Below are 16,459 nucleotides of genomic sequence, written 5' to 3' on the forward strand. Positions count from 1 at the left end.
ATCAGCTCTTCTCCTTCTTGGCGCCGTAACGGCTGCGGGCCTGCTTGCGGTTCTTCACACCCTGAGTGTCGAGCGAGCCACGGATGATCTTGTAGCGGACACCCGGAAGGTCCTTCACACGACCGCCGCGAACGAGCACCATCGAGTGCTCCTGCAGGTTGTGGCCCTCACCCGGGATGTAGGCCGTGACCTCGACCGCGCTGGTCAGGCGAACACGCGCGACCTTGCGCAGCGCGGAGTTCGGCTTCTTCGGGGTGGTGGTGTACACGCGGGTGCACACGCCACGACGCTGCGGGCTCCCCTTGAGGGCCGCAGTCTTGGTCTTGGCGACCTTGTCGCGACGACCCTTGCGGACCAGCTGGTTGATGGTTGGCATAGACCGGCTTTCCTTAATTAGTTAACGCGGTGTCTGGAACTTCATGTCTTTGTAATCGAGCTTTCACTCGCACGTCCGGCCGCGTTTCTCGCGTCCCGAGGTCGGGCGTGTCGCACGCAAGACATATCCCGAATTCCGGGCACGCCGGAAAGGTCAGCCGCTCTCGCTGGCCTACGTTTGCGCACGAACTTGCCCGCATGCTTCCGGGCACAGCGGTCCACGATACTCGTGACCGCGACACAGGGTCAAAGTGGGGTCGGTCATCACGCCCGAGGGGCCATTACCACCTACCAGGCTACCGCGCCAGATTCAGCGTCAACTCGACCAATTTCTGCGCACCCGCGCACGGATCGGGATGGCCGCCGGGATGGTAGTTGATCCACCAGCCGATAATGCCGGTGTCAGCGGCCCCCGCACTCACCCCACACGAGTCGGGATCGTTCGGACGCGTCGTCTTCAGCCCGCGCCGCCCCTGCACGGTGATGTTCTCGGTGGTGTAGCCGAGCTTGTCGTTATTGGACTTCTCGTTGTTGAGCGAACCTTCCTCATACCAATTGAGGGTCACCATGGCCGAGCCGCCCGGCGCGTCTTCGACATCCCACATGCACACCGCGCCGTTGAACGACGGGGAAACGACCGACGCGTTGCCGACCGCCGCACCGATCTGGTCCAGCCCGACCACCTCGCATTCGCGCAGCAGCTTGTCGAAATTGGTATTGATCGTGGTGGTGCCGCTGCCGCCGGCCGGATGCGCCGAACCCTTGACGGTCTTACCGCAGCCACCAGCCGACACCGCGACCGCGAGCACCGCGGCGGCGACAGCCGCGACCCGCAGCCCAGGACGTGAACTCATCCGCATTCCCCTCACTGCAGCCGCTGCACGGTCAACTCGGCCAGCTTGCGAGTCCGGTCACACGGATTGCCCTGCTCGGAGAACAGCCCGTAGGACATCGACCATTCGAAGAAATCGTCATCGAGCTGCACCGCCAGATCGCAGACCGAACCGCTGGGATCCAGCGCCTGGAAGCCCTTGCGGCCACCGACGTCGATGGTCTCCGGATCGCGGCCGACATTGGAGACCCAGGCCTTCTCGCGATCGATCGGACTACCCCGATAAGACGCGAAAGTCACACTCGGCGAAGCGAGTCCGGCGGATTGGAAGCTGCAGCCGACCGAATTCCGGTTGACCCTGGACAGTTGATTCAGACCCGCGATATCGCGCACCTCTTGATCGGTGACATGGCCGCACTCACCGACGAACGGGCCGAGCGTCGCGACCTTGGGCGGCGGGCGCAGCGGGGCATTCGAGGAATCGGAGTCACCATCCGAGCCGCAGGCCGACAGCGTCAATACCAAGGCCAGACCGGTGATGATCGCCGACGGGATCCGCATGCCGTGAACTCTACTGAATATTTGGCAGCGCCTCCGGCGCTGCGTGTTCGCGGCCCCCTTGGTCTCGCGTCCGAGCCGTCGAGACTCGCGACTTCGTCGCATGCGCTTCGACGACTCGGACGCGAGACGGACCGCGAACGGGTCGCTCGTAAAACTCGCTCCGTTGGGATCAGCAGTGGCGGGACGTTCGGCACCTGACGCACTGCATGCGGGAAAGACGAGACTCGCACCTGCGGCACATGCGCTTCGACGACTCGGACACGAGACGGACCGCGAACGGGTCGCTCGTAAAACTCGCTCCGTTGGGATCAGCAGTGGCGGGACGTTCGGCACCTGACGCACTGCATGCGGGAAAGACGAGACTCGCACCTGCGGCACATGCGCTTCGACGACTCGGACACGAGACGGACCGCGAACGGGCCGCTCGTAAAACTCGCTCCGTTGGGATCAGCAGTGGCGGGACGTTCGGCACCTGACGCACTGCATGCGGGAAAGACGAGACTCGCACCTGCGGCACATGCGCTTCGACGACTCGGACACGAGACGGACCGCGAACGGGCCGCTCGTAAAACTCGCTCCGTTGGGATCAGCAGTGGCGGGACGTTCGGCACCTGACGCACTGCATGCGGGAAAGACGAGACTCGCACCTGCGGCACATGCGCTTCAACGGGTCGAACGCGAGGCAGGCCGCGAACGGGTCGCTCGTAGGACTCGCTCCGTGGTTTCGGTGCGGCGGTAACTTCGCGGACCGATGCGCGGTCAAAGATTGCCGCGGGCTGCCTGTTCGCGTTCGATCGCCTGGAACAGGGCCTTGAAGTTGCCCTTGCCGAAGCCGAGTGAGCCGTGGCGTTCGATGAGTTCGAAGAAGACGGTTGGGCGATCGGTGAGTGGTTTGGTGAAGATCTGCAGCAGGTAGCCGTCTTCGTCGCGGTCGACCAGAATGCCGCGGCGCTGGAGTTCGCGCACCGGGACGCGGACGTGGCCGATGCGGGCGCGCAGTTCGGGATCGGAGTAGTAGGTGTCGGGCGTTTCGAGGAATTCGACGCCCTCGCGGCGCAATACGTCGACACATTCGATGATGTCGCTGGTGGCGAGCGCGATGTGCTGGACCCCAGGGCCGCGATAGAACTCCAAATATTCATCGATCTGGGAACGCTTCTTACCGACCGCTGGTTCGTTGAGTGGAAACTTCACCCGGTGATTGCCATTGGCCACCACTTTGCTCATCAGCGCCGAGTATTCCGTGGCGATATCGTCGCCGACGAATTCGGCCATATTCGTGAATCCCATGACGCGGCGGTAGAACTCGACCCACTCGTCCATCATGCCGAGTTCGACATTGCCGACGACATGGTCGATGGCCTGGAACAGCCTGGTCGGGGTGCCTGCGCGCGGCTGATACGCGGAACGGCGGGCGACATATCCGGGCAGATACGGCCCGTAGTACTCGGAGCGATCGATCAGCGTATGCCTGGTCTCACCGTAGGTGGCCAGAGCGGCCGAGCGGACGGTGCCGAATTCGTCTGTGTCGTCATGCGGTTCGACCAGGACCCGCGCGCCGTGTGTGCGCGCCCATTCGACGCAGCGGTCCACATCCGGAACCTCGAGCGCGATATCGACAATGCCGTCGCCGTGTCGATCGTGGTGTGCGACCAGTGGGCTGTCCGGGGCGACCGCGCCGGTGACGACGAATCTGGCCGCACCGCTGCGCAACACATACGCCTTGTGATCACGGTTGCCGGTCTCCGGGCCCGAGTAGGCCTCGAGCCGCATGCCGAAGGCGGATTCCAAAAAGTGCGCGGTCTGGGTCGCGTTGCCGACCACCCAGACCAGTGCGTCCCAGCCGATGACCGGGAACGGATCGATGCTGTCGTCGTGATCGACCAGCCCGATCAGCCGGCGCAACTCACCGTCGGAGGGCGCCGGACCACTGCGTCGCTGGGCATTCGGCAGATGCTCGATGGTCATGATCCAAGGAAATCGCCACCCCCTGGGATAGGCAACATCACCGATTTCGGTTAGACACTATGGCGAAATCGGCTAGCAAGTCACCCCTGATGCTGGACAATTTGAATAGCATTGCACGTGACTCGCATCATGCCGGGTCACGCCCCGAACGGAGGCCGTCATGTCGCGCACGCCCGCGAAACTGGATGAACTCGATCTCGCCATCCTCACCGCGATGCACGAGTATCAGAAGGCGGGCATTCTCGAACTATCCCGGCGCACCCGGGTCGCCAGGGCCACCGTCCAGTCGCGAATCGGGCGGATGGAGGAGTCGGGCGTCATCTCTTCCTACGATCCGCAAATCGATGTCACCGCAGCGGGATTCGATGTGCAGGCGTTCGTCACCTTGGAGATCGCTCAGGGGGCGCTGGATACGGTGGCGGCCGAGCTCGACGCGATTCCCGGCGTGCTGGAGGCATATGCGACCACCGGCTCCGGCGATGTGCTGTGCCGAATCGGGGCGGATTCACATGCCGGACTGCAGGCGGCGCTATTGAGCATCGACCGGACGAGTTCGGTGGTGCGCTCGCACAGTGTGATCGTGCTGTCGACAGTGATCGCGCACCGGACGCTACCGCTATTGCGGACGCTCACCCCCACCGGAACGACGAAAGCACCCGCCTACCGGGACAACCCGCAGCCCTGAACCCATCTAGGCTCGTACTTCCTGTGTCACCGAGTACGAGATTTCGATGAGCGAGCCTGCCGAATCCACCACCGCAACACCCCATGCCCGCGCCACCTGGGCGGAATTATTCTTCGACCTGGTCCTCGTCTTCGCGGGCCGAGCAACTGGTGAGCCCACCTGGTCGGCCATTGCCCGCGGTGCCAGTCGGACGTCGCCGTACGCGATAAGTTCAGGGACGCAGATCCGCTCCCACATCGAGGATTTCGACACTCGGCCGCTTATCGGCCTCCATGAATGCGACGAGTGCGTTGGCTTCGGCATCCACCGCCGCGTATTCCATGGCCGACCACTTCCGGATCGGGGTGATACGCAGGCGGGCGACACCTTTCTCGGGGAAGATCTTGTAGAAGCCCGCGAGGAAACCGTCGACCAGGACCGGTGATACCGCGGCGGCGAAGGCGCGCAAGGGTGGGGCCGCGCCGTCGGGGACGATTCTGGTTCGGTCCTGGTGCGAAAGGATCGCATTGTCGTACCAGCCGAGCAGGCGCACCGGGGCGGGCAGGTCGGGATCGGCGAGTTCGCCGTCGGCGATGTCGTAGAGGGTGCGGCCGCGTTCATCGGTGTAGGTACGCAGCCGGTCACCGAGCTGTTCGACGGCGGCCTTCATGCCGGTCAGCTTGGACCAGGTCTGCATATCCATGGTGCTGGCAGGTCCGAAGCCGCGCAGATAGCGAAAGACCAACTCCGCCAACGGATATCCCGGCTCGAGCGGTGCACCGAGCCAGGGTTCGACGCGGGACCAGACCGGCCTGCTGTTGTCCTTCCACCTGCCCCGCGGCGGAGTCTGCAACACGGGCAGTTGGTACAGCCAGGTCTGCAGCACCGCACCGGCATCGCGATTCGGGTAGATCGCCGCGGCCTTGGCGCGCAAGTCCGCGGCCGACATCGGCTCGTCACCGAGCGCGGCCTCACCATGCTTGCGCACCTCGTCCGGATTCAAACCGACCATCGCGCCGTAGTTGAAACCCTTTCGGAAGGGCACCTTTTCGAGCTCGGGCTGGATATGCGGTGCGATGCGCAACGCATCCGGCGGCGTGACCATGTGAATCGTGCCGCGCATCAAGGTGATTCGCACCAACGAGCGATCCTCCAGCGCCGCCGAAACCGTCGCGGGATCGAAATCCGCTATGCGGCTCCACAATCCGACGAACGGCGGCGCCGAATCCTGAGCCTGCAACCCGACCAGGTGCTCACACATCTCGAACACACTCAACGCCGACCGCTCCAGCAAATGCTGCCGTACCAGCAACGTCCGATTCAACACCCGATCAGACAACATCCGCTCCATAATCAGATCACCGTACCGGCGCGCGTGATTTGTCGCGCCGCGCATCGAATAGTCGCGGAATTCGTGCGCGGCGTACTGATTCGTGCGCGGCGACCACGGTCAGCGCAAGGTGACGACGACCTTGCCGGCGGCGGTGCGATTGTCGAGGGATGCCACGGCCTCGGCGGCGTGGTCAAGCGGGTAGAGCACCGGTTCGGGGGGTGCGATCTTGCCGGTGGCCAGCAGGGGCTCGACCTCTTCCCACTGCTCGGTCAGATAACCCGGATGGGTCATCACCCATTCGCCCCAGGCCGCCCCGATCACCTCGACGTTCTTGAGCAGCAACCGGTTCACCTTGACCGTCGGGATCTCACCAGCGGTGAAACCGACCACCAGCAGGCGACCCGCCGGTGCGAGGCTGCGGATGCTGTCGGTGAACCGGTCGCCGCCGACCGGATCGAGCACGATATCCACACCGCGACCACCGGTCAGCTCCTTGACAGCCGCGAGCCAGCCGTCGGTCAGCACCACATCGGTGGCGCCGTTGGCGCGCGCCACCGACGCCTTCTCCTCGGTGCTCACCACCGCGATGACCCGCCCCGCCCCCAGCGCCACCGCCATCCGCAGCGTCGAGGTGCCGATGCCACCCGCGGCGCCGTGCACCAGCACGGTCTCCCCCGCGGCCAGCCTGCCGCGGTTGCGCAGGCAGAAGTGCACGGTCAGATCATTGAACAGGATCCCCGCTCCGGCCTGCAGAGATACGTTGTCCGGCAAACGGAAGACCATCTGCGTCGGCACCACGGCAACCTCGGCAAGGGCATTGCCGAGCAGCGTCAGCGCGACCACCCGATCCCCCGCCGCGACATGCGCCCCCTCCGGCGCCTCCCGCACGATCCCCGCCACCTCCCCGCCGACGACGAACGGCAGCTCCGGCTTCATCTGGTACAGCCCCCGTGTCATCAGCACATCGGGAAATGCCACCCCCGCCGCGTGCACGTCGATGACCACACCCCCCGGAAATGCCGAAGGCTCGGGAATCTCGACGACCTCGACCGCCTCCGGCCCCTCCAGCTTGCTGACCTGGGCTGCACGCATATGCCGACCTCTCTGTCCACTCGGCGACACCCACAACATCACCGATGTCCGACCAACCTAACCACCCCCGCTCGGTCCCCTGTCCACACCACCCGTTTTTGCTATGCTGACCGCGACCTGAGGTGGGGACGAAGGGGGAGTTTTTCGTGGTGGAGAAGATGGACGCGGGGACCCTGCGGGTCGACCCGGGCGCGCTGCAGGCATTCGCGGACAACCTGCGCACCGAGGCGGGCGAAATCGGCAAGCTGAATGCCGGTGAAGGCTTCCAGGTCGCGGCTGCGGCATTGCCCGGTACCGACTTCGGATCCGTCATACCGGAAGTCACCGACACGGTGAATCGCTGCATGCAGCGCATCGGCGAGCGGCTGACCACGATTGCCGACAACACGAAGAACGCGGCCGGTAAGTACGAGTTGGCCGAGGACGAGTTCGCGAACAAGCTGAAGACGATCGGGCTGCAGCTGCCATGACACTCACTATCGACAACGTGAGCAACTGGTATCCGGAAAAGCTCGGTGACGCGGGCGAGCAGGCCAAGAAGGTCGCCGACGGTCTCGACGGCGTTGTCGGCAAAGGTGTCACCGACACCAAGGCGCTCGAGGACACCAAGGCTTGGTCCGGCGCCACAGGCCACGCGGCGAACACTCGGATGGAGACCGAGAAGTCCCGAGCTGGCAAGGTGAGCACTGAATTGAACGCGCTCCAAACCGCGTTCAACGAACAGGTACACCTCCTGCAGAGCGCAAAAGACACTGTGCTGCGCCTGCGCAACGACGCCATAAACCAGAATCCGCCCTTCGAGGTTTCCGCCGATGGCACCGTCAGTGCGGGACCACGCATCGCGGAAATCCGCCGAGCCGAGGGGGAAGGCAGGGGTGGCGCGGAATCCGCGATCGTGTCCGAAGAACTCGAAGCCGCGCGTCGACAGTGGGAACTCGTCCTCGCATTGCAAGCCGCCGAGACGGCAGCCAACACCGCCCGCGACGGGATCCGCGGTGCCGTCGGGAAATTGCAGGCGGCCTTCAACGAGCTCGGCGACCCGAATCTCGGTGTGTCACAGACGCAGAACACCAGCACGACGCCGACCGCCACTACCTCGACCACAAGCAAGCCCAGCTATGTGACGAGCAGCCACCACGGCAGCGGCTCCGGGACGTCCTCCGGCAGTTCATATTCCGGAGCCACCGGTGGTACGCATAATGCCACCGGGCCGATGCCGACCGGCGATGTCGCGGAATGGATCAAGAAGGCCAAGGCCAAATTGATCGAAATGGGATACAGTCCCGATCAAATCGATGAGCGGGCCCTGGCCATGATCATCGAGCATGAGTCCGGTGGCAACCCCTTGATCGTCAACGATTGGGACAGCAATGCTGCGGCCGGCCACCCATCAAAGGGACTGATGCAGACGATCGACAGCACCTTCAGCGCATATAAGGCGCCCGGCCACGACAATATCTACGACCCGGTCGACAACATCATCGCCGGAACTCGCTACGCCATCGACCGTTATGGGTCCCTGTCCAATGTTCCGGGCGTGGCCGCCGTAAACAGCGGCGGGGCCTACCAGGGTTACTAACCGAACCCAAGGCGCTACTGAGCATTCACCATCCATGCGTACTGCGCGGCGATACGTTGCTGCGCCGACCACAATTGCTCACTGAGGACGAAGCCCACGTACCTGTGGTAGGCGGTGAAGCACCTGAATCGCAATGTGGACGTATTGCTCTGGTCCTCGACGCACGCTACATCGGGAACACCGTCCGGTGGATCTACTGCTCGACGCCGCGACGGGTCTCCCAGGTTCACCGAGTCGATAACGAACTTGCGAGCCGCCGCATCATCGCGAGTACGGAATACGTAAGCGGAGGCCGTGACAGCGACCCGGTCGACACCGGCATCCCGTATCACCCGAGTGCGCCCTTCCTGATCCAGCAGATAATTCTGATATCCGCGCGCGGTGTAGACGACCTCGCCCTGACCGTCCGGGGGTCCGATCTCGCCACTGTCGTGCAGAACTCGACGCAGAATCCGGTCCGGATCCTGTTGTAGCGAATGAAATTTCCCGATCGGAGTGGCACGGAACTGGTCGAGCACCGGGATTTCGGCATCCAGATACTTCTGTGTTCGGTCGATCAGGATGTCCTTATCGACCTGCCGGGAGTCGGCGAGCACGTTGATCACGAAATCGCCGTGCGGGGTGACACTGCCCAAGGTCGGAACCGAAGGCCGCCAATGCGCGAACGAACCCGAATACTTGGGTAGCTGAACCGCGACATTGTCCGGACTGACGCCGAAGTCCGCGGCATCCAACTCCGCGGCAGCCTTCTTGGCCGCGTCGGCATCGGGGAATCGGAGCAGCGTAACCGTGACGCCGTCGCGGCCGTGAGTTCCGGTCTGCGCGCTCTTCAATGGGACGACCTCGTCAGCGGCACCGGCAGAAAAGCCCAACACGAACCGGTACTTCTGTAGCACGGGCACGACCGCATCGGCGAGGTATTCGGTGACCGACCCTGCGTCGGTATGCGCACGCGCGATGGCGCCACCATTGAATCGCGATTCGACCTCATGTGGGCTGAGCACCGCATCGGCCATTCGAGCCGCTTCCAACTGCGCATAACCGAGACCACTCAGCACGGGCAGGTGTGACGGCGGCTGCGTCGGATACGGTCCGATATCGAACTGACGCACATCGGCTTCACCCGCGACTCCCGCCCCTGGCATCACTGTGGCACAGCCGACCAGTGATGCGCCGACAGCAACCGAGCAGACTGCACGAGCAGCAGCCACCGCGGTTCTCATTTCGCCACTGGCGGCAGGCTGAGCACCACGCTGTTCAGAACATCCTGTGCTGCAATGCATTTGGCCTCCGGACGGTCGGAGTTGCTACTCCGGATTTTAACCACAGCGAATTCCGATTTAACCGAGTCGATTGATCGATATTCGTACTTGCGAGTGCACTCGGAGGACTTCAACTCGTCCGCATCGACGTCTACCACCTTGCCGCCACCGATTTCGATGTGGATCGGCTTGTCCTTGTCGCTACGCGGACTCGATTGCTCCAAGGTCACCGTCAATTGATTGGGACCGGCCCAGCGGCACGAGTACAGATCGTCCACCTTTCCCTGCACCTCCGGTCCGACATTAAGCTTGATGCTGGTGGGTGGGACCAATGAGCACGGATCGAGGCGGGCAAGCGATTTCTTGAAATCGGCCACCACCGGTAGGCCGGCGACAAGAACCCGACTGAGCTGTGCCGTCGCCTCGTTCGCAATCGCGCACCGCTTCTCGATCGGCTGGTCTGGGGCCCCGACCAGCACCGTGAGACCGAATTGCGGGTCGGTAGTCCCCAATGACAAGGCCCTGTCGCAGCTGCGCTCAGGGATCGATACATTCTCGAGCACCGGAACGCCATCGTTTGTCCGCCCGGTGTCACGGAATCCTTCGAGCCGCTCGATTTTGAGTAGGAGCCGATACCCGCGAGCGGCGGCAGAGCAGCCTCCCCATTCCGCGGTCCTCGGCATTTCCCATTTTCCCAGCGAATCGACTAGTTGCTCCTGCATTGCGGCGCATACGTCGATCGAACGCACCTTGGTCAGATTGAGTCCGGCCAATGGATTCCGCACCGGCCCGGTCGACGAATCGTCGCCACCGGTTAGTGTGACGGCTCCCGCGATGGCGCCGCCGGCGAGGATCAATACCATTGCGAACGCACCGATCAACACTCTTTTGCGCCTCGACTGCGACGACGCCGAGCGGTAATCGGCCGACAGCTGCCGAAGTTTCTCATCGAAGGTCAGCTCATTCTCCGACGAGACGGTCGTCTCATCCGCGCCGATGATTTGCGTGGCCTCCGGGTCGGATCGCAAGGCTGAAAGTTCCTCGGACTGCCGGTGAATCGCGCCGTGGATCGCAGCCGACCAGGGTTGCCGCTGCGTCGGCAGTGGACCGAGGAAGTCCAGGATCGCCGCCGGCGTCGGACGGCCGGCGGGATCCTTACGCAGGCACGGCTCGACCAACTGCCGAACCTCGGGAGGCAATGGGCTGAGGTCCGGAACCGTATGGACGATGTTGTAGAGCGTATGCGGCATCGATGAACCTGCGAACGGACTCTTGCCATGGGACGCCATCGCCAGCACCGTGCCGAGCGAGAAAATATCGCTGGCTGGCGTGAGCGGCTCGGATTGCGCCTGCTCAGGAGACATAAACGCGGGCGATCCGATGATCGAACCGGTATGGGTGAGTTCGGATCGGCCTTCGGCGGCACGGGCGATACCGAAGTCGATGACGCGCGGACCATCCTGGTCGAGGATGACGTTGGCCGGCTTGAGGTCTCGATGGATCAGTCCGACACCGTGAATCGCGTGCAACGCGGATGCGAGACCGACCGCGAGGGTCCGCACTTGCTCTGACGGTAGCGGTCCGAAGTCGTGCACCGCCTTGTCCAAGGGCACACCGGGCACGAAAACTGAGGCGAGCCAAGGTGTTTCGGATTCGATATCGAAATCGATCACCGCTGCGGTGAAGGCACCCGATACCCGCGCCGAGGTTTGCACCTCACGGCGGAATCGCGGCAGGAAGTCCTCTTCAGTGATCAGGTGCGCGTGCACTTGCTTTATCGCGACCAGGCGGCCGTCGGGTCCGACCCCGAGCAACACCCGTCCCATACCACCGGCACCGAGTTGGCCGAGGAGCCGATACCTGCCGATGCGGGCGGGATCGCCGGGCCGCAGTTGCGTCACCATCAGTATTTCCTCAATCGGTCGACGACTCCACCGAGTACTGATTCGGTTGCGGCACAGGCAGCCTCGATGTCATTTTGACCTACGCGTACGACCATTACTGTGATCAATTCTCCGCGATCTTCGATGGTCGGTCGTACCAGGTGAATGGTCGTGCAGACACCGCTGGTGGTGGTGATGCGGGTCGAGGCGAGGTCGCCGAGCGTGCCGCCGTTCACGACGATATTGGTGTACCTGGAATTGTCATCGACGCGTGGTTCCTCCGCTGTCCGGACGGTGACGAGGCCGTGGCCACTGACCTTCCACGTGCAGCTGTGGATATTTTCCGGCGACGGATCGGCCTTCGCCCCCATCGCGGTTTCGATGATCGCAGGATCGACGGACGTGCAGGGGTCGAGTCGCACAACCGACTGCTTCGGAACGCTGACGGTCGGCAGATCGGTGGTCAATCGCGTGACAACAGCCTGCAACACAGTCGATGCCAACTCGCAGACATCGCCGTCGGCCAGGCCGATCTTCACCTCGACGCCGATACGCGGCTGGGCGCGCAGCGCGATACCGCGGGCGCACGATCGGGATTCAGTCGTTGTATCCAGCACCGGTTTGCCAACGACCGAAATGCCCGACTCCTTGGCCTGCCCACCGAGTACCGTTCCGACGCTGACCGTCATATCGGGCTTCTTGCCATCAGCGGTCATGAATTGCGTATGACAGACCGAGGAATTCGTGAGCATGGGTTCGATCGAGTGACCGAGCGTACCGACGACGTCGGTACCGAGCAGTTGGCAGGTATCGACCAGTCGTAGTTGCTCATCGGACAATTCGAGGGTCTTGTTCGCGAGTGGATCAGGTGCGGACTCGGTGCGAGTGAGCAGTACCGCCGTTGCTCCGCCTGCCACCAGCAATGTCACGGCGGCCGCGATGACCGCCCCTCGAGCCGGCTGCCTTCGCTTTTCGGGTTCGGGCATCCGCCCGTCCAGCATCACCCACCGCTGTGCATCTGCTCGCGCCTGCACAATCTGTTGGCGCACTGCCCCCGACCAGCCGGGCCGAGCAGTCACCGCTTCAACCGATTCCAGCAACTGGAGCGGCGTCGGCCGGTAGGCGGGATTCTTGTCGAGACATGCGTCCACCACTGCGCGCAGTACCGGCGGCACCCGGCTCGTATCCGCTCGGTTGTGCACCACGTTGTACAACGTCTGCGGCGTCGATGCGCCGAGGAAGGGGCTCTCGCCGGTGGCGGCGAGTAGCAGCATGGCGCCGACCGAGAAGACGTCGCTGGCGGTGGTCAGGGGGCGGCCTTCGGCTTGTTCGGGGGACATGAAGGCCGGGGAGCCGACCAGGGAGCCGGTGGTGGTGAGTTGGGTGTCGCCTTCCAAGGCACGGGCGATGCCGAAGTCGATGACGCTCGGGCCGTCGTCGGTGAGCAGGACGTTGCTGGGTTTGAGATCGCGGTGCACCATGCCCGCGCGATGGATCTCCATCAGCGCGGAAGCCAGTCCGGCCGTGAGTAATCGGAGTCCGCCCGGTGGCATGGGCCCGGATTGATCGATGGCTTCGCGCAGCGACGGTCCGGCGACGAAGACCGAGGCGAGCCATGGCTCCGGGGCATCCGGGTCGGCATCCATAACCGCCGCGGTGTACGCCCCGGTCACCCGCTGCGACGATTGGACTTCCATGCGGAAGCGAGCACGAAACTCCGGGTTCCGCGCCAGGTGGCGGTGGATCATCTTCACCGCGACCAACCGTCCGTCTGGTGAGCGGCCGAGTAGGACTCGTCCCATTGCACCTTGGCCGATCAGTGCGATCAAACGGTGTCGTCCCGCTGATAGTGGATCGTGTGGCCCCAGTGGTTGCACTCGTACCCCTCCCCTCAGTACTTGCTGGGGATAGTACCGGCGCGGGGTCGGGGCGTCCGGCGTGAAGGGGGATCAGGCGAAGCTCTGGTCGCGTTCGGCGAGAGCGGTGCGGAGTTTGGCGATGGCCGTGGGGCCGACGCCGTGGAGGGCGGCGAGATCGCGTTCGGTCCAGGTGGTCAGGTCGGCCAGTCGGTGGATTCCGGCGGCGGCCAGGGCGCGCTCGGCCGGTTTGCCGAGTTTCGCGGGGAGGTCGGTGTCGGGCATCGCCTCATACTGCCCTCCAGGACCGACAGATGTGAGTAGGGACGGCTCGACGCGAGGGTGTGACGTGCGCCCCGTAAAGTCGTCTCAGAACAGCAGCGTAAGAAGAACGCGGCACACCGTGCAGCGCGAGGAGCACCAGTGTCACTCGATCAGCCACTCGCCCCGCTTCCCCAGGAGGGCATGGGGTTTGCGTCGGCGTGGCCCATCCGGGCGGGCGATGTAGATCCGTACAACCGCTTGCGGTTCGACGCCGTCGCACGTTATCTGCAGGACATCGCCTGGGAGCAACTGCAACAGACGAACCTGCATACGACCGATCCGAGTTGGATCGTGCGTCGTACGGTCATCGACGTGATCCGGCCGATCCTGTGGCCCGACCAGGTCCGGCTGCTGCGGTGGTGTTCGAGCATGTCCACCCGCTGGACGAATATGCGAGTGCGCGTCACCAGCGCGAACGGCGGATTGATCGAGACCGAGGGTTTCTGGATCAATATCAGCGAGTCCAACAATATGCCCGCCAGGATCAGCGACGAGGGCTTGTCCTATCTGGCGCAAACCACCAACGAGCACCGGCTGCGCTGGCGACCCTATCTCACCGACGCCACCCCGCCGGAATCGGATACCGATATGCCGTTCCCGGTGCGGGCCACCGATATCGACCAGTACAACCACGTCAACAATGCTTGTTACTGGCAGGCAGTGGAACAGTTCCTGGTCGAATACCCCAAGCTGGTCGCGGGACCGCATCGCGCGGTGATCGAGTACGTCGCGCCGGTGCTGGCACGTCAACACGTCAGTGTGCGCAGCCGCTATGAACCGGGCGACCGCTCCGGGCGACCGGTATTGCGGCTGTGGTTCGTGGTCGGCGGTACCACCACAACCGTCGTGCGCATCATGCCCCTGTAAGAAGAACCGGCTCCGTTCACTGGGAACGGAGCCGGTCGTTTGTTCAACCGCGCGCGGCCTTCAGCAGATCCTCACGGGTCGTGAACTTGACCCGCGGCCGGCCTGACGCCTTACCCGCGGACTTCTCCGCCGTATCGATCGCCTTCCAGCCCTCACGGTCGACCAGATCGGCCTGCCGCTGTGCGAGCAGTGCCTTCAGCGCGGCCCGATCGGCCTGTGGCACACCGAGTTTGCCCGTGGTGAAGTCGGCCAGGAGCTGCTCGACGGTCTCCTCGGAGTCGATGCGGTTGGAGCCGATGACACCGCGCGGACCGCGCTTGATCCAGCCGCTCACATACACACCGGGCACCGGAACACCGTCCTCGCCGATGACACGGCCGTGCTCATTCGGGACGACAGCGCGGCGCTCGTCGAAGGGGAGATCCTTGATCGCTTCGCCCTTGTAGCCGATGGAACGCAAAACCAGTCCGGTTTCCAGGGTTTCGCTGCGATCGGTCGTGCGCGCCAGCAATTGGCCGTTCTCGCTGACCAATTCGTTGTGCGCGAACTCCACCGACTCGACGTGATCGGCACCGTGCAGTGCCGTCGGCGAGACCAGGTAGCGAAAGACAATCCGCTTATTGGCCGGGTCACGACGCCCTGACGCGTACTCCTTGGCGAGGGTGTACTTCAGCTCCAGCGACGGCTCGACCTCCGGATCGTCCAGCAGCGCCTGGCTGCCCGGATCGAGCGCCAGGTCGGCCTCTTCGACGATGACATCGACGCCCTTCAGATGCGTCAGTGCCAGGAACTCCGGCGAGGTGTAGGCCGCCTGCAGCGGACCGCGCCGACCGAGCACGACGACCTCGCGGATATTGCTGCCGCGCAGTGCATCCAGGGCGTGGTCGGCGATATCGGTCTTGGCGAGTTCGTCCGGGTCCACCGTCAGCACGCGCGCGACATCGAGGGCGACATTGCCGTTGCCGACGATTACCGCGCGCTCACCGGACAGGTCGAACTTGCGATCCGCAAAGTCCGGATGGCCGTTGTACCAGGCGACGAATTCGGTCGCCGAATGGCTGCCGGGCAGATCCTCGCCCGGCACACCGAGTCGCCGGTCCGAGGACGCGCCCACCGCGTAGATGACCGCGTGATGATGGGCGAGCAGTTCCTCGTGGGTGATGTGCGAGCCGACCTCCACATTGAGGTAGTACTGCAGCGTCTCGCGCCGGAAGGCGGACTCGAACAGCCCGGAGACCGTCTTGGTGCCCGGGTGGTCAGGGGCGACGCCCGCGCGCACCAGCCCCCACGGCGTGGGCAGCCGATCGAACATCTCGACCTCGACATCGCAGCGGCGCAGCAGTTCATCGGCCGCGTAACAGGCCGCCGGTCCCGCGCCGACGATCGCGACGCGCAGCGTGCCGAGTTCCTTGGGCGGGCGCGCGGGCGTGACGATCGGATCGAAGTTCGATTCGAGTGGATGCCGTTGGAAGTAGGCGGCGTTGATGTCACGGAACCTGGCCAGCGACGCGGTCAGATCATCCTCGGAGAAGATGGCCTCCACCGGGCACGCGTCGACGCAGGCACCGCAGTCGATACAGGTGTCGGGGTCGATGTAGAGCATCTCGGTCGTCGCGAATTCCGGCTGGTCCGGGGTGGGACGGATGCAATCGACCGGGCACTCAGTGACGCAGCTGGCGTCGTTGCAACAACGCTGCGTGATTACGTAGGCCATATTGTGCTGATCCTCGAAAATGTACCTGGGCTATAGCCACCCAAGGGGGTCGGGAGTGGTCGGGAGCGTCATCGTCACGGTGCCGGCGGAGGGTGCCCCGTAAGGCGCCGTGATTGTGATGCCGCTTTCAGTTTGCCTCGAGTGTGTGA

The 16,459-nt window shown here is 64.0% G+C and carries 15 protein-coding genes; 4 read left to right on the top strand and 11 right to left on the bottom strand.

What is annotated here, in order from left to right:
* Nucleotide 1 precedes the first annotated feature (1 nt).
* The 4 genes from rpsL to hppD form a co-directional block, all read right to left on the bottom strand.
* Nucleotides 2–376: a 30S ribosomal protein S12 gene (gene rpsL, locus ACQP2U_RS37510; protein WP_014353064.1), complete on the bottom strand. Its 375-nt coding sequence runs from the start codon at nucleotides 374–376 to the stop codon at nucleotides 2–4.
* Between the two features lie 295 nt (nucleotides 377–671).
* Complete coding sequence (locus tag ACQP2U_RS37515; protein WP_433711889.1) at nucleotides 672–1,229, bottom strand: DUF3558 domain-containing protein; 558 nt, start codon at nucleotides 1,227–1,229, stop codon at nucleotides 672–674.
* Between the two features lie 11 nt (nucleotides 1,230–1,240).
* Nucleotides 1,241–1,768 carry a DUF3558 domain-containing protein gene (locus ACQP2U_RS37520; RefSeq protein WP_433711891.1) on the bottom strand — a complete coding sequence of 176 codons (528 nt, stop codon included), beginning with the start codon at nucleotides 1,766–1,768 and terminating at the stop codon, nucleotides 1,241–1,243.
* A 759-nt stretch (nucleotides 1,769–2,527) separates the two neighbouring features.
* Entirely contained in the window at nucleotides 2,528–3,736 is a 1,209-nt protein-coding gene (hppD, locus tag ACQP2U_RS37525; RefSeq protein WP_433711892.1) for a 4-hydroxyphenylpyruvate dioxygenase, read from the bottom strand.
* Between the two features lie 160 nt (nucleotides 3,737–3,896).
* On the opposite strand from hppD, the gene ACQP2U_RS37530 reads away from it, so the two are divergent.
* A complete protein-coding gene (locus ACQP2U_RS37530; RefSeq protein ID WP_397040874.1) occupies nucleotides 3,897–4,421 on the top strand; it encodes an Lrp/AsnC family transcriptional regulator in 525 nt (174 codons plus the stop codon).
* A 211-nt stretch (nucleotides 4,422–4,632) separates the two neighbouring features.
* On the opposite strand, the gene ACQP2U_RS37535 is transcribed toward ACQP2U_RS37530, so the two are convergent.
* Together ACQP2U_RS37535 and ACQP2U_RS37540 are read right to left on the bottom strand one after the other, a co-directional pair.
* The gene (locus ACQP2U_RS37535; protein ID WP_433711895.1) at nucleotides 4,633–5,742 is read right to left on the bottom strand and encodes a winged helix DNA-binding domain-containing protein; all 1,110 of its coding nucleotides are present in this window, start codon (nucleotides 5,740–5,742) and stop codon (nucleotides 4,633–4,635) included.
* 108 nt (nucleotides 5,743–5,850) lie between these two features.
* A complete protein-coding gene (locus ACQP2U_RS37540; protein ID WP_433711896.1) occupies nucleotides 5,851–6,825 on the bottom strand; it encodes an NADPH:quinone oxidoreductase family protein in 975 nt (324 codons plus the stop codon).
* Nucleotides 6,826–6,971: 146 nt separating this feature from the next.
* Between ACQP2U_RS37540 and ACQP2U_RS37545 the strand changes: the two genes are divergently transcribed.
* Nucleotides 6,972–7,295, top strand: coding sequence for a type VII secretion target (locus ACQP2U_RS37545; RefSeq protein WP_433711897.1), 324 nt, complete (start codon nucleotides 6,972–6,974; stop codon nucleotides 7,293–7,295).
* Complete coding sequence (locus tag ACQP2U_RS37550; protein WP_433711899.1) at nucleotides 7,292–8,404, top strand: transglycosylase SLT domain-containing protein; 1,113 nt, start codon at nucleotides 7,292–7,294, stop codon at nucleotides 8,402–8,404. Before ACQP2U_RS37545 ends, ACQP2U_RS37550 begins: the two co-directional genes overlap by 4 nt.
* 14 nt (nucleotides 8,405–8,418) lie before the next feature.
* On the opposite strand, the gene ACQP2U_RS37555 is transcribed toward ACQP2U_RS37550, so the two are convergent.
* The 4 genes from ACQP2U_RS37555 to ACQP2U_RS37570 all read right to left on the bottom strand — a co-directional run bounded on the left by ACQP2U_RS37555 (nucleotide 8,419) and on the right by ACQP2U_RS37570 (nucleotide 13,690).
* On the bottom strand, nucleotides 8,419–9,615 hold the full coding sequence (locus ACQP2U_RS37555) for a DUF7373 family lipoprotein (protein WP_433711900.1): 1,197 nt from the start codon (nucleotides 9,613–9,615) through the stop codon (nucleotides 8,419–8,421).
* Between the two features lie 8 nt (nucleotides 9,616–9,623).
* Entirely contained in the window at nucleotides 9,624–11,570 is a 1,947-nt protein-coding gene (locus ACQP2U_RS37560) for a serine/threonine-protein kinase (RefSeq protein ID WP_433711901.1), read from the bottom strand.
* Nucleotides 11,570–13,426 (bottom strand): serine/threonine-protein kinase, encoded by a 1,857-nt coding sequence (locus ACQP2U_RS37565; RefSeq protein ID WP_433711903.1) that lies wholly within the window; start codon nucleotides 13,424–13,426, stop codon nucleotides 11,570–11,572. The genes ACQP2U_RS37560 and ACQP2U_RS37565 overlap by 1 nt, the downstream gene beginning before the upstream one ends.
* A 72-nt stretch (nucleotides 13,427–13,498) precedes the next feature.
* Nucleotides 13,499–13,690, bottom strand: coding sequence for a DNA-binding protein (locus ACQP2U_RS37570; protein ID WP_397040883.1), 192 nt, complete (start codon nucleotides 13,688–13,690; stop codon nucleotides 13,499–13,501).
* Nucleotides 13,691–13,828: 138 nt separating this feature from the next.
* Here ACQP2U_RS37570 and ACQP2U_RS37575 point away from each other — a divergent pair, with 138 nt between their 5' ends.
* On the top strand, nucleotides 13,829–14,596 hold the full coding sequence (locus ACQP2U_RS37575) for an acyl-[acyl-carrier-protein] thioesterase (protein WP_433711904.1): 768 nt from the start codon (nucleotides 13,829–13,831) through the stop codon (nucleotides 14,594–14,596).
* Between the two features lie 43 nt (nucleotides 14,597–14,639).
* On the opposite strand, the gene ACQP2U_RS37580 is transcribed toward ACQP2U_RS37575, so the two are convergent.
* The gene (locus tag ACQP2U_RS37580; RefSeq protein WP_433711905.1) at nucleotides 14,640–16,310 is read right to left on the bottom strand and encodes an FAD-dependent oxidoreductase; all 1,671 of its coding nucleotides are present in this window, start codon (nucleotides 16,308–16,310) and stop codon (nucleotides 14,640–14,642) included.
* Nucleotides 16,311–16,459: the final 149 nt, after the last annotated feature.

Source organism: Nocardia sp. CA-084685 (genome assembly GCF_050955785.1).
Lineage (GTDB): Bacteria > Actinomycetota > Actinomycetes > Mycobacteriales > Mycobacteriaceae > Nocardia.